This window comes from Phycisphaerales bacterium (assembly GCA_016699835.1).
Lineage (GTDB): Bacteria > Planctomycetota > Phycisphaerae > Phycisphaerales > UBA1924.
In genome coordinates, this window is the sequence record CP064987.1 from 1,208,040 (window position 1) to 1,225,218 (window position 17,179).

Annotated in this window: 11 protein-coding genes; 7 read left to right on the plus strand and 4 right to left on the minus strand. The window is 64.5% G+C overall.

Annotation, left to right across the window (positions count from 1 at the left end; all coding sequences use genetic code 11):
• The first annotated feature begins 116 nt into the window (after positions 1 to 116).
• Entirely contained in the window at positions 117 to 4,061 is a 3,945-nt protein-coding gene (gene carB / locus IPK69_05035; protein QQS09989.1) for a carbamoyl-phosphate synthase large subunit, read from the plus strand.
• A 34-nt stretch (positions 4,062 to 4,095) separates the two neighbouring features.
• Positions 4,096 to 5,205: a hypothetical protein gene (locus IPK69_05040; GenBank protein ID QQS09990.1), complete on the plus strand. Its 1,110-nt coding sequence runs from the start codon at positions 4,096 to 4,098 to the stop codon at positions 5,203 to 5,205.
• A gap of 12 nt (positions 5,206 to 5,217) precedes the next feature.
• Here the strand turns inward: IPK69_05040 and IPK69_05045 are convergent, their stop codons facing one another.
• From IPK69_05045 to IPK69_05055, 3 genes are all read right to left on the minus strand, one after another.
• Positions 5,218 to 6,537 (minus strand): NADH-quinone oxidoreductase subunit H, encoded by a 1,320-nt coding sequence (locus IPK69_05045; GenBank protein ID QQS09991.1) that lies wholly within the window; start codon positions 6,535 to 6,537, stop codon positions 5,218 to 5,220.
• 83 nt (positions 6,538 to 6,620) lie between these two features.
• Positions 6,621 to 8,813, minus strand: coding sequence for a glycosyltransferase (locus IPK69_05050; protein ID QQS09992.1), 2,193 nt, complete (start codon positions 8,811 to 8,813; stop codon positions 6,621 to 6,623).
• Between the two features lie 53 nt (positions 8,814 to 8,866).
• Positions 8,867 to 9,598, minus strand: coding sequence for a 1-acyl-sn-glycerol-3-phosphate acyltransferase (locus IPK69_05055; GenBank protein QQS09993.1), 732 nt, complete (start codon positions 9,596 to 9,598; stop codon positions 8,867 to 8,869).
• Positions 9,599 to 9,723: 125 nt separating this feature from the next.
• Between IPK69_05055 and IPK69_05060 the strand changes: the two genes are divergently transcribed.
• The 5 genes from IPK69_05060 (at position 9,724) to IPK69_05080 (ending at position 15,805) form a co-directional block, all read left to right on the plus strand.
• The gene (locus tag IPK69_05060; protein ID QQS09994.1) at positions 9,724 to 11,055 is read left to right on the plus strand and encodes a replication-associated recombination protein A; all 1,332 of its coding nucleotides are present in this window, start codon (positions 9,724 to 9,726) and stop codon (positions 11,053 to 11,055) included.
• Positions 11,052 to 11,678, plus strand: a complete 627-nt coding sequence (locus tag IPK69_05065; GenBank protein QQS09995.1) for a 5-formyltetrahydrofolate cyclo-ligase — start codon at positions 11,052 to 11,054, stop codon at positions 11,676 to 11,678. The genes IPK69_05060 and IPK69_05065 overlap by 4 nt, the downstream gene beginning before the upstream one ends.
• A gap of 109 nt (positions 11,679 to 11,787) precedes the next feature.
• Complete coding sequence (locus tag IPK69_05070; protein QQS09996.1) at positions 11,788 to 12,969, plus strand: LysM peptidoglycan-binding domain-containing protein; 1,182 nt, start codon at positions 11,788 to 11,790, stop codon at positions 12,967 to 12,969.
• Positions 12,970 to 13,083: 114 nt separating this feature from the next.
• Positions 13,084 to 14,697 carry an FAD-dependent oxidoreductase gene (locus tag IPK69_05075; protein ID QQS09997.1) on the plus strand — a complete coding sequence of 538 codons (1,614 nt, stop codon included), beginning with the start codon at positions 13,084 to 13,086 and terminating at the stop codon, positions 14,695 to 14,697.
• 442 nt (positions 14,698 to 15,139) lie between these two features.
• A complete protein-coding gene (locus IPK69_05080) occupies positions 15,140 to 15,805 on the plus strand; it encodes a hypothetical protein (protein QQS09998.1) in 666 nt (221 codons plus the stop codon).
• Positions 15,806 to 15,897: 92 nt separating this feature from the next.
• Here the strand turns inward: IPK69_05080 and IPK69_05085 are convergent, their stop codons facing one another.
• Positions 15,898 to 16,995, minus strand: coding sequence for a right-handed parallel beta-helix repeat-containing protein (locus IPK69_05085; protein ID QQS09999.1), 1,098 nt, complete (start codon positions 16,993 to 16,995; stop codon positions 15,898 to 15,900).
• Positions 16,996 to 17,179 lie beyond the last annotated feature (184 nt).

Below are 17,179 nucleotides of genomic sequence, written 5' to 3' on the forward strand. Positions count from 1 at the left end.
CATCCAGTTTGCGCGCTGAAGGAACTGTGGCACGGATCACAGACCTTCAACAGGCCGCATTCGTGACCTCTTTGGCCAGCTGGTAACTTGGCCGTGTGGAACTTTCGAGTCATCGCATGCCCAAACGCACCGACATAAAGACCATCCTCGTCCTCGGCTCCGGACCCATCGTCATCGGCCAGGGCTGCGAGTTCGATTACTCCGGCACCCAGGCCTGCAAGACCCTCAAGCATGAGGGTTACCGCATCGTCCTCGTCAACTCCAACCCCGCCACCATCATGACCGATCCGCAGTTCAGCGATCGGACCTACATCGAGCCCATCACCCCCGAGGCCGTCCGAAAGATCATCGAGAAAGAGCAATCCCTCGGCCCGCGCATCGACGCCATCCTCCCCACCCTCGGCGGGCAGACCGCCCTCAACTGCGCCTGCGCCCTCTACGACAACGGCACACTCAAAGAGTTCGGCATCGAGATGATCGGCGCCAATCGCGAGGTCATCCACCGTGCCGAAGATCGCCAGGCCTTCAAGGACATCTGCGAGGGGATCGGGCTCAAACTCCCGCGCGCCAAGACCGTCAAGACCCTCGCCGACGCCGAGGCCTTCCTCGAAGAGATCGGCCTCCCCGCCATCATCCGCCCCGCCTTCACCCTCGGCGGCTCCGGCGGCGGGATCGCCTACAACCGCGAGGAGTTCAAGGACATCGTCTCCCGAGGCCTCGCCGCCTCCATGATCCAGCAGGTCCAGATCGACCAGTCCGTCATCGGGTGGAAAGAGTTTGAACTCGAGGTCGTCCGCGACCGGAACGACAACTGCATCATCGTCTGCGGCATCGAGAACATCGACCCGATGGGCGTCCACACAGGTGACTCCATCACCGTCGCCCCGATCCTCACGCTCACCGACAAGGAATACCAGGCGATGCGCGACGCCGCATTCGCCGTCATGCGAGCCGTCGGCGTCGAGACGGGCGGGAGCAACGTCCAGTTCGCCGTCAACCCCAACCCGACACCGGGCCCCGATGGCAAGAAACCCTTCGAGATGGTCGTCGTCGAGATGAACCCGCGCGTCTCGCGCAGTTCGGCTCTTGCCTCCAAGGCCACGGGATTCCCCATCGCCAAGATCGCCGCTCGCCTCGCCGTCGGCTACACCCTCGACGAACTCAAGAACGACATCACGGGCACTACCAGCGCCTGCTTCGAGCCCACGATCGACTACGTCGTCACCAAAATGCCCCGCTGGACCTTCGAGAAGTTCCCCGAGGCCGACGAGACCCTCACCACCCAGATGAAATCCGTTGGAGAGGCGATGGCCATCGGTCGCACCTTCAAAGAGAGCCTCCAGAAAGTCATCCGCTCGATGGATGTCAAACGCTACGGCCTGGGCCTCGACCGCAACGACAAGTGGCTCGAGGCGATGCGCGCCGTCGAAGAGGGCCAACTCGTCCTCGATGTCATGGGCAATCCAGCCCCCAGCGGTGGCCCGAATCTCCGAGGCGGGTCTCAAAGCTCACCCTCCTCCACCGGCCTGCGCACCGCCGATGGCCAGCCCCTCGAGTGGCCCGTCTCGCACGAGACGCTCGTCCGCAAACTCGCCGTCCCCAGCCAGGGGCGCCTCTACTACATCCGATACGCGATGAAGATGGGCTGGAGCGTCGAGAAGATCCACGAGTTCACGCGCATCGATCCCTTCTTCCTCGATCAGATCCAGGAACTCGTGCAGTTCGAGGACGAACTCTGCGACTATCGCACGCTGCAGGACGTCCCCAAGGAGGTCCTCTTCCGCGCCAAGGAACTCGGCTACAGCGACGCCCAACTCGCCAACCTCTATCTCGAGAAACTCAACCCCGAATCCATCCTCCAGGTCCGTGAGCATCGCAAGAGCCTGGGCATCACGCCCGTCTACAAACTCGTGGACACCTGTGCCGCGGAGTTCGAGGCCAAGACGCCGTACTACTACAGCACCTACGAACGTGGCTCGTGGCGCGATGGCAAGGAAACCCCACCCGCCGACGAGGTCCGCCTCACCGATCGCCCCAAGGTCGTGATCCTGGGCGGCGGACCCAACCGCGTGGGCCAGGGGATCGAGTTCGATTACTGCTGCTGCCACGCCGCCTTCGCCGCCCGTGATCTGGGCTTCGAGAGCGTGATGATCAACGCCAACCCGGAGACGGTCAGCACGGACTACGACACGAGCGACCTGCTGTTCTTTGAGCCGTTGACGCTGGAGGATGTGCAGAACATTGTGGACCGTCTCTCCGGGGCTTCAGATGCTATCGAATTTCTCGATAATCTGAACCTCAAGAACTTGCTGAAGGACACGTTCCCAGAACTCAATGCTGAACAAGTACAACTAGCGGCCCGAGCCGCCCTTATTCAACAGGATATCCGATGCGCACTTTGCATTGATGCGTGTGTGTTGCACCGAGAAGAAAGTGTCCCAGACTTGGTTGTTTTGAGCGCTTCCGATGAGAGTGGCAATGAGATAGTACTCGAATACTCGCCATCTTCAAAGTCATGGCGGATTCAACGACATGAACACTCGTGGGCTGCTGACTACCCACCTGGCTTCGTTGGATCAGTAAGGCCCAAAGTAGAGTCTTGGATCAACAGTAGGAAGAACACTCTCGTTCGAGGCCTCATCGTCCAGTTCGGCGGCCAAACTCCCCTCAACCTCGCCAAGGGTCTCGTCGCCGCCGGGGCGCCGATCATCGGCACCTCCGTCGACTCCATCGATCGCGCCGAGGACCGCGAGCGCTTCGATGAGGTGCTGGAGAAACTGAATCTCCGCCGCCCGCCCGCGGGGATCGCCCACTCCATCGACGAGGCCGCCAACGTCGCCGGCGAGATCGGCTACCCCATCCTCATCCGCCCCAGTTACGTCCTCGGCGGGCGCGGCATGGAGATCTGCTCCGACGAGCGATCCCTCCGCAACTTCATGGCCACCGCCCTCGAGACCAGCGGGCTGGACGACGCCCCCGTCCTCATCGACAAGTTCCTCGACGGCGCCATCGAGGTCGATGTCGATGTCGTCGCCGACTTCGACGAGTCCCGCCCCGGCGAGCACGTCGCGATGGTCTGTGGCATCATGGAGCAGATCGAGCAGGCCGGGGTCCACTCGGGCGATTCCGCCTGCACCCTCCCGCCCGCCTCGCTCTCGCCCGACATCACCCGCAGGATCGAGACCCTCGCCAAAGGCCTCGCGCGGGAACTCAAGGTCTGTGGTCTGATGAACATCCAGTTGGCCGTGAAGGATGGCGAGATCTTCATCCTCGAGGTGAACCCGCGCGCCTCGCGCACCGTTCCCTTCGTCAGCAAGGCGACGCACACGCCGTGGCCCGCCCTCGCCGCCAAGGCCATGATGGGACGATCGCTCACCTCCCTCGGCGCCAAGGAAAAGCCCATCCGCGGCTACCACGCCGTCAAAGAGTCCGTCTTCCCCTTCAACAAGTTCCCAGGCGTCGATGTCGTCCTCGGCCCGGAGATGCGATCCACCGGCGAGGTCATGGGCATCGATCGATCTCTCCCCATCGCCTACGCCAAGAGCCAGCAGGCCGCGGGGAACGAACTCCCCACCTCGCCCGACGACGGCGGAGTCTTTGTCTCCGTTCGCGAGGCCGACCGCGACCGCGTCGTCGAACCCATCCGCAAACTCATGAAGGCCGGCTACAAGGTCTTCGCTACCGAGGGCACCGCCAACCACCTCAAGGAGCACGGGCTCGAGCCGACAACCCTTCAGAAGATCGGCACGGGCGCCCGCCCCAACGTCCTCGACATGATGAGCAACGGCGAGATCGCCCTCGTCGTCAACACACCGACGCGAACCGGCTGGAAGACCGACGAGGGACGCATCCGCTCGACGGCCGTCAAACTCAACATCCCCATGATCACCACCGCCACCGCCGCCCACGCCGCTGCCCAGGCGATGGACGCCCTCCGCGAAGGCGTCTGGGGTGTTGCAGCACTGCAGGACTACGAACGGCTCAACACGCTACACCCCGTCACTAAACCCTTCGATGCGGCTCTCAAGCCCAGCACGCCCGTAGAGTCCCCTAGACGCTGACGCCCGTCCATTCATCTCGCCGATACTCTTCTCTATGCCGAGCCACGCACGCGCGCTCATCCTCGCCCTGGCGATCGCCATTCTCTCTCGCGCCGGCCACGCCGAGCCGCCGCGCGATCCCAAGGACGATCCGCAACTCAGCGACCCCAGCATCGACCAGTCGCTCCTCGAGCAGCAGCGCCGCCCCGCCCCAAAGAGCAACGCCGCGCCGCTCACAACCTCCACCCAGCCCTCATCCGTCCCCGCCGTCCACACGCCCCCCGCCACCATCGGCACCGACGAACTCGCCGGCGTGGACTATCGCCTCCCCGCACCCACCATCTACCCCGAGGGCACCTTCATCTCGTCTCTCGCGGGGGTCCTCGTCCCCACAGCCACCAACGACTATGTCGTCGTCCCCGTCGTGGCCTCCACCGAGCCCCGCCGAATCGCCCCCTTCGTCCTTCTCCCCAATCAGAAACTCGACCAACTCGCCACGCTCACGAGCAAGGCCAAGGACAAGCCCACGATCGAGGTCGCCGGCCAGGTCTTCGTCTATCGCGACAGGATGTACCTCCTGCTCTCGTCCTTCTCCCTCGCGCCGCGCCTCCCCATCGACGAGTCCACGCCTCCGAGTGACGATCACAACGAGCCAACAACGGGCGAGAACGCCGCATCGTCCGACGCCGACACCACGACTCCAGACGCCGCTCCATCCAAGCCAAAACTCAACCCCAACGTCGACGACATCATCAAGTCGCTCGAGTCCGCCGGCAACGCCGCCCAGCCGCGTGCCACGCGCCCTCAATCACCATCAACCACCACGACCGACGCCTCGCCCACCTCCCCCACCACCATCATCACCACCTCGTCCTCCGCCCTGCGTGAGGGCCAACTCGTCACCCGTCGAAGAGGCCGAATGGTCCGCGGGCAACTCGGCGGCGTCGCCTTCGTCGTCGATAACGACCCAGACTCCCCGGCCATGCCCCCCGTGGGGCTTCTCCCCTGCCGACTCCTCGAAGAGATGGAACGAGTCACCGGCGAACGCGGCGAACGACTCGCCCTTCGCCTCAGCGGCCAGGTCACCACCAGCCAGGGGAAGACCTACCTCCTCCCCACCATGTTCCAGATCGCTCAGCCGTCGCAGGTCCGCCCGCTCAACTAAGTCAGGCTTCTCTCACGCGTGCGTTGCCGACGTCCCGCCGATCGGGTCGTCCGCCAGCGCCATCGCTTCGCTCGGCGACGTCCGCACACGCTCCCCGGGCATCGGGTTGAACCGCGAGCCATACAGCGGCACGCGCTGGTTGCTCATCGACTTCGGGATCAACGGCTGCACAAGCACCGTCGCTGCCGCCACGCCGAGATTGAGAAGCAAGACCGGCACCAGACCCGTCTGCCCCATGTACACCAGCACGCTCACGCCCACCACCAGCACGAGCGCCACGGGGATCACCTGCTGCCACGCCATCATCATGATCTGGTCATACCGAAGCCGCGGGATCGACCAGCGGATCACCATCATGAAGCAGATCACCAGCACGACCTTCGTCATGTACACCACGATCTTCAGCAGCACCGCCCCGAACCCCACCGCTTCCGGGCTAAGCCCCGAGACCAGCGGGAGGTGGTACCCGCCAAAGAAGAGCAGCACCAGGAACGCCGAACTCGTCACCATGTGCGCATATTCCGCCAGGAAGAAGAGCGCGAACCGCATCGAGCTGTACTCGGTGTGATACCCGCCCACCAGTTCCTGCTCGCACTCGGCATTGTCGAACGGCGCCCGGTTCGCCTCGGCGAGAATCGCAATGAAGAAAATCAACGCTGCCAGCGGCTGGCTCAAGACCAGCCACCCGTGCTCCACCTGATGCCGAACGATCTGCTCCGGGCGCAGCGTCCCCAGCACCAGCAGCACCGCCAGCAGGCTCAGCCCCAGCGGGATCTCGTACGAGATCATCTGGGCCGTTGCGCGAAGCCCGCCCAGGAACGAGTACTTGTTGTTGCTCGCCCACCCGCCCAGCGCCACGCCATACACCCCCAAGGACGCCACCGCGAGGAGGTACACAACGCCGATCCCGACGTTCGCCCCCGTGACGTGCACCACGCCCTCGAAGAGTCTCTTCCCGAAGATCGTCCCGTCCCACTGCCCGCCCCAGGGAATCACGATGAACCCGATGAGCGCCGGCACGATGATGATCGCTGGCGCCAGCGTGAACAGGATCTTGTCCACCCGCGTCGGCGTGTAATCCTCCTTCAGGAAGAACTTCAGCCCGTCCGCCAGAGGCTGCCCCAGCCCCAGCATCCCTCGGAGCCCCTTCAAAAACGGCAGGCCAAAATCAAACCCCACTCGGTTCGGTCCGATCCGGTCCTGGATATACGCCGAGATCTTCCGCTCCAGATAGATCAGGTACGCGACCGTGAGCAGAATCACGTGCACGATGATCGCCATCGTGATCACCGAGACGATAAGTTGCGGCGTGACGAAACTGGGTAGATCCATAGGGAACAGAGTGTAGTTCCCTCTCGGCAATCAAGAGGGCCATCGAGCCGACAGCCCCCGCAGCAAACTCCGCGGCCCGCACGCTACGAAGCAGGTGATTGCCCCTTCGCCCGGCGCACCATCTTCTCCCACGCCAGTTTGGCCAGCGTCCGCCCGCCCAGCGTGTCCGCCACCGCGACCCGATACGCCAGTGTCGAATCCCCCGCAGGCTCAGAGCGCCCCATCGCCGCCGACTCGCTCAACGCCGCCGTCACCATCGCGAGATCCTCGCGCATCGTGCCGCCGTATCGCGTGATCAGCGATCGCACCGCCCACCCCGGCGCCGGCCCCCACGCCGCCGCCGGACACTCGATCAGACTCTCCGCCAGCACCACGCCCCGCCCAAGCCCCTCGATCGCCCGCCATAGCACGCCGATCTCCGCCAGCACGCCCAGCGAGTGGTCGAAGATGTCCACCAGGCTCCGCCCCGCCGCCACACGCACCAGCGCCCGCGTCGGCCGAGTCCCCTGCTCAAAGATCCAACTCTCGGGCATCGTGTCGAGCAGCACCGGGACAAGCCGACTCTCGCCGCTCTCGTCGCGCTCCGTCAGCCAGGTCACGGCGAACCCCGCCGAGGGCGTCGCCTCAAGCGCGTTTCGACACATCCCCAGCCACTCTGGACTCGGCACGTCCCCAGCGTGCAGCACCGCCAGCGCGTCGCCCACGTCCGCATTCAACGCCGAGATCACGTTGCCACGCACATCCCGCACATGTCCCGCGCCAATATCTCTGGCGAGCAGTGGCATCTCCTCCGCTCGAGCCGTGCCCACAACGTACAACCCGTCCCCCGGAACCCACTGTGAGCCAACCGCCTCGATCGTCCGCGCCAGCAACTCCGGATCCCCGTGATCCACGATCACCAGCGTCGTCGAGAGATGCTGCGCGTCTCGCTCGGGCATTCGATGCCGCATCGACACCAGCCGCTCATACACCGCTGGAAGCGACACCTCGACATCAGGCGACACCTCCCGGACCTCCCCTCTCTCTCGCCCTCGGCCGCCACCATCAAACTCCTGTACCACCCCACCTCGTGGCACAGGCGTCTCGACTGTGCCTACTCCTTCCCCACCGGTATCTCTCGAGCCTTCGCCGATCGCCACACCTTTCCCGCGTCGCGCCCACCCGATCGCCTCCATCAGCCCCCGCACCGTCCCGTCGTACAGCCACGCTCCATCCACCCCCTCAAACAGTTCCTCAAACGCTGCACGCCTCGGCACCACCACCGGCACACCCGCCGCCAGCGCCTCGTGGGCCGCAAACCCGAAACTCTCCCAGCGGCTCGGAAACACCGCCACATCCGCGCGGGCCAACTCATCGCCGATCACCGACCGGGGCACGCGACCCACAAACTCGAATCGATCTCCCAACTCCATGGGAATCAGCGAACGAAGGTACTCCCCATACGTTCCCCGCGCCGGCGAGTCATCCTCATCACCCCCCACAAGCCGCACACGCCACTCGTGGGCTCCCTCCCGCATCAATTCCACACTCGCCACGACGAGATCCTCGACCCCCTTGATCGGCGCCATTCGCCCGACATACAGGATCGTCGATCCGTTCCCCTTCGCGCCGTCGCTGGCTCGCGCGGGCCGGCGTTCCGCCATCTTCTCCGCCTCCACGCGCGAGACCATGATCCGGTATTTGTGGATCTCCCACCCCATGGCACGCAGTTCCATCGCGCACGTCGCCGTGTGCGCCAGCACCGCGTCCGCGAGTTCACACGACCGCCGCTCGAGCGCGTGCGCCATCCGCCGGTTCTCATCAAAGTGCCGGGTACCACACGCCTGATCGAGCACACGGAGCGACGAGTGCAATCGCACTGCCATCACCGGCCCGCCGTCGTCGCCAGCAAACGCTCGTGCCGCCAGCGTGAACGCCCCAAGCCCGCAGAAATCGTGGAACTCCACCACATCGGGCCTCTCCCGCTCGATCAGCCGAGTCACCCCGCGCCACACACGCCACGAGTCGCGCGCAAACCACGCCAACTCCGGCACCGCCTCCCCCACGCCCTCCCCACTCACCTCGTCAATCCCCGTGATGGAGAGCTGATCGTCCCTGATCTTCCACGCGCGCGCATCACGCCGAAACCGATCCACAACATCTCCCGGCTGCACCAGCAAAATCGACACCGAATGCCCACACGCCGTAAGTGTTTGAACCGCACGTGCGATGAACACCCCCGCGCCGCCCGGCAGGGTCGGCGAGATCTCGTACGTCACAAAGCAAACACGTGCCATCAGGTACCCCGGCCGATCGTGCCCACAAACGATTGAGCACAATCGTCTCCGCTTTAGCCCCGCGAGACAACCCCCAACGCGCCAGGTGCGTCATTGAGTCTCCAACCCGTCCATTCCCTGTACCGCTCGCGAAGATCGGCCACGATCTTCTCGGCAGAAAATCCTCGATAATCAATCGGCTCCTTGAACGTCACCCGCGATCGACTCCGACGCGCAAGGCTTGCCCACGCCGGGTCAACCTGGGGCGTCCCCTCGATCACCACTGGCAAAACTCGCGCGCCAGTCCGCGCCACCAGCAATCCCACACCCGGCAAGAATGGCAAGATACTCCGCGCTGGACGCTCCAATCGACCTTCTGGAAACACACCCAAAACGCCGCCCCATTCCACGTATCGCAACGCCTTGCGCGCACTCGCCCGATCATTCCCCGCGCGATTGACGGGAATGACCTCTGTCCAATCCCAGAACGCGCGCAACGCCGGCAGCATCATGTCCATCGCCATCATCCAGCGGATCTCGAATGGACACGCCGCCTGCACCAGCACCGGATCGATCCCTGCGGTGTGATTCGCCACCACAATCAGCGGCCCCGGCTCGCGCCCCGCCGGAATGTTGTCTACGCCTTCGACCCGAAGCCCATGAAACCACAGGGCATACGCGCGCATGCCGTGGTACAGAATCCCCGTCGCCACGTCCCCCCGCGGGTTATTGAGAATCCACCGGCACACCAGCGCGTACCCCACCCACAGCAGGGTGAAGAGCACAACACCAGCGGGCCATGTCATGGGGCGGATGTTAGCGATCAATTGCAAACTTGCCGCCCAACGCCGAAACCTTCATTCTCTCTAACAGGTCCCAACCAAGTACGTCAGGCCCGGCTATCCTCACCTCGGCACGACGGATCGAATCCATGGCGGATCTCTGGCAGGAAACTCGTGACCGCGCGCGCAAGGGCGTCCGCCCCTTGGCCTTGCGCATGCGCCCCAGGACCCTCGACGAGTTCTTCGGGCAAACTCACCTGCTCGCGCCGGGGCGCCTGCTCCGCCGGATGCTCGACGCCGATGCGTTCACCTCCATCATCTTCCATGGCCCACCCGGCACGGGCAAAACCACACTCGCCGAACTCATCGCCGGGCACACCAAACGCCACTTCGAGCGTGAGAACGCCGCCAGCGTCGGCGTGAAGCGCGTCCGCGACATCATCGACGAGGCCATCAAACGCCTCGAGTACGAGGGGCGGCGGACGATCCTCTTCCTCGACGAGATCCATCGCTTCACGCGCGCGCAGCAGGATGTCCTCCTCGGCGATGTGGAACGCGGCCTCATCACGCTGATCGGCGCCACGACGGAAAATCCAGTCTTTGCCGTCAACTCGGCACTGGTCTCGCGCTCGACACTCTTTCGCCTCGAGGCCCTCTCGGTTGAGGAGATCTCGGGCGTCATCCGGCGGGCGATCGTGGACGCCGAGCGTGGCTATGGCTCACTCGACCTCCGTGTGGACGACGACGCGCTCCACGTCTGGGCGACCAAGTGCGACGGCGATGCCCGACGGGCGCTCACCGCCCTGGAAGTCGCCGTGCTCAGCACCCGCGCCACACCCGGCGAGTCGCTCGTGATCGATCGAGCGATCGCCGAGGACTCCATCCAGCAGAAAGCGGCGGTGTATGACCACACGGGAGACGAGCACTACGACGCGATCTCCGCGATGATCAAATCGGTCCGTGGCGGCGACCCGGACGCCGCGGTCTACTGGATCGCGCGCATGCTCGAGGCGGGCGAGGATCCACGCTTCATCGCCCGGCGGCTCGCCATCCTCGCGAGCGAGGACATCGGCAACGCCGACCCGCGCGGGATCATGGTCGCGACCGCCGCCTGGGAGATGACCGAGCGCGTGGGCATGCCCGAGTGCCGCATCACCCTCGCCCAGTGCGCGATCTATCTCGCGTGCGCCCCCAAGAGCAACGCGTCGTACGTCGCGATCGACGAGGCGATCGCCGATGTCCGCGAGGGGCGCACGATCCCCGTGCCGATCCACCTGCGCGACTCGCACGCCCCGCCGGCCGCCGATGGCCGCGCCCATGGCACGGGCTACGAGTACTCGCACGACAGCGAGAACGCGATCTCCGGACAGGACTACCTCGGCGTCGAGAAGGTGTACTTCCGCCCCACCGATCGCGGGCACGAGCGAGCGATGGCCCAGCACCTCGAGGCCCTCCGCAAGGCGCGCGAGGCTCGCTCATGAACGATTCACCTGAAATCCCAACCAAGGCCACGCTCCGCGCCGAGGCTCGCACCAGGTTGCGTTCGATCGATGCGAACGCTCTCGAGCGTGCCTCGGCCGAGATCTGCAGGCGACTCCTCGCCCACGACACCCTGTCGCGGGCCGAGCGCACTCTGCTCTTCGCGCCGATGCGAGGCGAGATCGACCTCCGCGAGGTCGGCGTCGAGTGGCTCTGCCGGGGTGTCCAGGTCGCGATCCCCCACTGCGACTTTGCCACGGGCACCATGCTGGCGGCACTGATCACCGATTGGGATCTCGACATCACCCTCGATGAACGCGGCGTGCCGGGGCATCGGGTGCTGCTCTCATCAACACCAACACAACCACAAATCATTGTGCCACAGGTTGTTGTGACCCCCGGCCTGGCGTTCGACGTTTCGGGCGGACGCCTCGGACGCGGGGCCGGGTTCTATGATCGCTTCCTCGCTCGATGGAGGTTGGAATCTCGCTCGTCGGTTGCCCGCGTGATCGGCGTGTCGCTCGACGAGCAGATCATCGATCGCGTGCCGATTGACGCCTTCGACGAGCTCGTGGATGAGATCGTGACGCCGACGCGAGTGATCGTGACGGCGAAGCGTGCGTAGACACTCGGCCGATCCGCTCGGCCTATCGCTCACGGAAGGGATATCGATGGCTCTCCCCTCGCAAGGCTCACGCACCCAGACTCGCACCACCGCCCAATCGAATCGCGCCATGCGCGCCCCCTGGGCCAAGCCCGCCGCCATTGGCGTCCTTCTCGTCGTCGCGCTCGTCGCGATCTGGTTCCTGGGCAAGGCGCTCCCCTGGGGCAAAAGCCAGGAGGGCAAACTCGCCGACGCTGCCAAGCCCACGACCACCAGCACCGCCGGCCTCGGTTCTTCTCCAACGCCCGCGATCTCCAACGCAACCAAGAGCGACTCCAGCCCCAGGCCCAAGCCTGTGGATGTCACCGCGCTGGGCACGCCGCCGACCATCAACAACACCAGCGTTACCGACACGACGCCCACCAAGCCCAACACGGGCATCCCCACGCAGCCCGTCGTCGAGCCGACGCCGATCGCGCCCAAGCCGGCCGAAACGGCTCCACCGGCCCTGCCCCCGGTCGATCCCGCGCTCATGGCCGTCCAGACCATCCTCGAGGACGCCCAGCGCGCGCTGAAGTCCAACAACCTCGTCGAGGCCCGCCGGCTCTTCAGCAAGGCGCTCACGATGGACAAGATCACCGCGAGCGAGATCGACTCGACGCGCGCGAGCCTCGCCACCATCAACGACGAACTGGTCTTCTCGGCCAAGGTCTACACAGGTGACCCGCTGGTCACAACCTACACCGTCGAGACGGGTGACGCCCTCACCAAGATCGCCCGAAAGGCCGAACTCGCCACGGACTGGCGCCTCATCGCCCGCGTGAATGGCGTGCACCCCGACCGCCTCCGCATCGGGCAGAAACTCAAACTCGTGCGCGGGCCGTTCCATGCCGTCGTCCACAAGAAGGCCTATCGCATGGACATCTACGCGGGAAGCCCCGATGAGCCCGAGAACTGGCTCTTCATCCGCTCCTTCAAGGTGGGCCTGGGCGAGGACAACGGCACGCCCGTGGGCGACTTCGTCGTCCGCCGCAACAGCAAACTCGTGGACCCCAACTGGACCAACCCGCGCACCGGCGAACGGTTCGACAAGAGCGACCCCAAGAACCCTATCGGTGAGCGTTGGCTCGGCCTTGAAGGCCAGGGCAGTGCCGCCACCGTTGCCGGCATGGGGATCCATGGCACCATCGACCCCGACAGCATCGGCAAGAGCCTCTCGATGGGGTGCGTCCGCCTGGGCGACAAGGATGTCGAGATCGTGTACGAGTTGCTGGTGGAGCAGGTAAGCCGGGTGCGGATCGTGGCGGAGTGAATCGACTTTCGTGCCGTAACTCCATCGCCCGCCTAGGGTTGCTCCCCGGAATCTGGGGCGACAACGCCGCACCACCGCGCCGTTGCATGCCGAACTGAGCCGGGTGAGCACCGCATGCACACCGACCCACACCGCGAGGCTTCGCGAATCGTCATCCTCGGCGCCGGCCCCGCCGGGCTTGGGGCGGCGTATCGACTCAAGGAACTGGGGCACTCGGACTTCGTGGTCTATGAGGCCGGCGATCACGTCGGCGGGCTCTCGCGGAGTTTCACCGATCCACAGGGCTTCACGTGGGACATCGGCGGGCACGTGATGTTCAGCCACTATCGCTACTACGACGAGGTCTTTGCCCGCATGATGCGCGACGACTACTCGCTCATCGACCGCGAGAGTTGGGTGCGGATGATGGATCGGTGGATCCCGTACCCGTTCCAGAACAACATCCGTCACCTGCCGCGTGAGGTCGCGTGCGAGTGCCTGCTCGGGCTGGTGCGGGCGCAGGCGTCACGCGAGGGGGCGCTCTCCAAAGCGAAATCCTTTGCCGAGTTCATCGACGCGGTCTTTGGCGATGGGATCGCAACGCGTTTCATGCACCCGTACAACTTCAAGGTCTGGGCGCATCCGACCTCGATGCTGAACAAGCACTGGATCGGCGAGCGCGTCGCTGTCATCGATGTCGAGCGAGCGATCCGCAACGTCGTGCTCGATCAGGACGACTTCGGCTGGGGTCCCAACAACCGGTTCAAGTTCCCCCTGCGGGGCGGCACGGGCGAGTTCTACCGCAGAATCGGCGAGTTCCTGGGGACGACCACGAAGCACGAATCGGCGAATGAGAGGATCGTGCTGGGCAAGCGTGCGATCCGCATCGATCGCCACGCCAAGGTGGTGCATTTCGCCGACGGCACTTCGACCCGTTTCGACCACCTCCTCTCGACGATGCCCCTCGATGTGCTCTGCACGAGCGTGATCCCGGACGCCCCGAAGAACGTGAGGCAGGCCGCGTCGTCGCTCCTGCATTCCTCCGGGCACATGGTGGGCGTGGGAATCAGTCGCCCGTGCCCGAGCACCAAGAGTTGGATGTACTTCCCCGAGGACAACTGCCCCTTCTATCGCGTGACGTACCTGAGCAACTACTCGCCGTTCATGACGCCCGATCGTGAGACGCACTACTCGCTCCTCTGCGAGACGAGCGAGAGCACGCACAAACCGGTAGACGGCGCGACGATCGTCGAGGAGACGATCCGTGGTCTCGAGGCGGCGGGCCTGCTCGAGCAAGGCGAGCGCGACGACATTGTCTCGACCTGGCACTACCACGCCGATTACTCGTACCCCACGCCGAGTCTGGAACGCGACGCGATTCTGGCGGAGGTCATCCCCTGGCTGGAGTCGCAGGGCGTCCACAGCCGGGGGCGATTCGGGATGTGGAAGTACGAGGTCAGCAACACCGACCACTCGCTGATGCAGGGCGTGGAACTCGTGAATCGGCTGCTCCTGGGCGAGCCGGAAACCACGATCGGACTGGTCTACACCGTCACCGCGGATGGACGTGAGGCGGCGAACCACCATCGCCCGAACCCCGCCGGTTCGGGTGATCCCGGGCCGAGGAAGACGCGAGAGTGTGAAATTGAGGCCAAGGCTGGTCCGAGAACCGTGCACGCCGCTCCAAAGTCGCTATACTCACGCGGCCTCTCGGAAGACGAACTGGGAGTGAGCGGCTCCGAGGGGTGACACCAACCAGAATTTGTACGCTGGCGCACGGATGGGCAAGACAGCGCGGCGAAGCGAGGGCGGATTCCTCTCGCTTGTTTGCGTTCGGTTTGTCATTCGTTTTGCGTGAGCGAAGAACGACACGTTGCCAACACTCGTCGTAGGTATGTGAATCAGGGCAGTTTACGGCAGATTCAAGGGTTTTCTCGGGCGTGAATGTGGGAAAGATTTGCTCAAATTGCAAAACTTTCCGTAGAAATGGTTGGCGAATCGCCAAACGTAGCGCACATTCCTGCCATCAACGGGTGCGAAGCGCCAGAGCTTGGAGGTCAAGGATGACCACAACCAGTCTCAACACCGAACGGGTGCCTTCCAAAGAGGCGCGACCCGTGGGGCGCACAACTTGGGGGTCTATGACCAACCATCGGCGACGTTCTGGCCGAGATGGAGATCGGGCAGGGTCATGAGCGCGCTGTCACGCCATACTGAAATTCCGGTTCTCGTTCCGGATTGGCACGCGGATGTCGTGCAACTCCTCGACGAGCACCATCTGGTCGCCTGGTCGGATATGCCCAAGCGACGAATGCAGTTCGCGGTTTCTCTCGGGCGGTTCCTCTCCGCCCTGCGAGACACCGAGGTCTGCATGTTCTACGGGCGGTTCATCACCGACCTGGACTCGTTCTGCTACCAGTTGGAGCGGAACCTTCCGGGGCCTGGACTTGAGCGTCGCCTCGACGGTCCGGCGGGGATCGCGTCGCTGCTGCGCGGCCGGGCCTCGTTCCGGGGTCGCCCCGAGACCAAGCACCGGTTCTATATCTGGCACGACGCCGACATCCTGCTCCAGCGTGATCCGGTGCTCTTCGGGCAACTCGTCGACACGCTCAGCGGCGTGGCGGCGGAGGCCGAGTTCACCAGCGACGATCTCCTGCTCATCCACCGCTCGGTGTATGTTGGTGGCTCGGCGCTCGACCTCTATTCTGAGGACGCGACCGGGCAGTTCAAGACGTGGTACAACGACGGCCCGCCGGGGCACGACGTCGAGCCGTTCTGGCAGATCGTGACGGGCGTGGAGCGCCCGCCGTTCCTGCGGTACCGGATCGACTGCCTGAGCCCGACGGATGCGGAATAGGCGATCGACGCACGAGCCGAACGCATGAGCCACGTGGTCAGGCCTCATCACCGCGGTGATTGTGTTTCGCCCGCTCGGCAGAACCGAGTCGCTCAGCAGCCGGCATTGAATCGGATGAGGTAGTAGAGCAGATCGTCGATCGTGACGGCCCCGTCGGGCGTGCCGGTGCCGCTGCCGTCGTCGACGTCAGTTTGGTGTGCGCCGATATTGAAGTAGGCGAGGTAGAAGATCAGATCGTCGACCGTGACGGCACCATCACGTTGGCCTTCGCCCTGGCCATTGTCCACATCGGCGACACACACAGGTAATGTCTGGACGAACTCGATGGCGCCGATGTCGATGAGGGGCGCAGCGCCAAGACCCGTGTCAACGGTGTAGGCGTCGTCGAGGAACCGGGGGTTGCCGAGCAGGTCGGTGGTCGATGAGGTGATGGGATATGCGGCGTTGTTGCCCGCGTCGATGCAGGGTGAGCCTGGACTGAGGCGGTAGTCGTCGTCGGCGTCGCCGGGGATGCCGTTGGGGCCGTCCGGGTCGACAAAGCGTGGATCGGTGAAGAGGATCGTCGCGGGCGGGAACTCGTCGAGGGTGTCGATGCAACTCGAGGTGACGGTGCCGACTTTTCCGACGTGGTTCGAGATAGTGGTGTAGCCGAAGCCGACGTTGTTGGAGAAGATGCAGTTCTTCACGATGGCGCCGGGGGCATCGAGACAGCCCAGAGCGGGATCGACCGTTGGGAGAGGGGTGCCGGGTGCGAATATGCCGATCCGATTGTCCACGAAGGTGCAGTTTCTGAAACTGGACCCCGCGCCGGCCTTCACGGCGGAGCCGGATTGGGGGAAGGTTGCAGCCCCATCGATGACATATCCGTTCGAGGAGCGACAGCCTGTGAACACGCAATCGAACGCCCCGACTGGACCCTGAGTGATGATCGGCGTCCCACCCACGATGCGGCCACGCCCGAAGAAGGAGCATTTCTCAAGATTGATGGCGTTTGATCCAGTCGCATAGATGGCCGTGTTCCCGAATCCGTTCGTTTCGGATGCCGTGAAGGTGCAGGACTTCGCGATGAGTGTGGAGGAGACGAGGAGCATGCTGCCGCCGACGCCGGGTGGAGTGGACCTCTGCTTGACGGTGCACTGTTGCCACCCGCCGGTCCCCGGGCGATTCTCAGAGAATGCGCAGCTCGACATCTCAATGATCGAGTTCGCAGCGGCAATCGCCGCACCTGAGCCGGCGTCTTGCAACTCGGGAAACCCACCTGAGCAGCCAGCTCCTTGGCCATTGCTGCTCGCATTTCCAACAAAATGCACATTGTGCATTACCACAACTGCAGAGAAGATCTTGATGCCGCCACCATGAGCTCCCGGATACCCC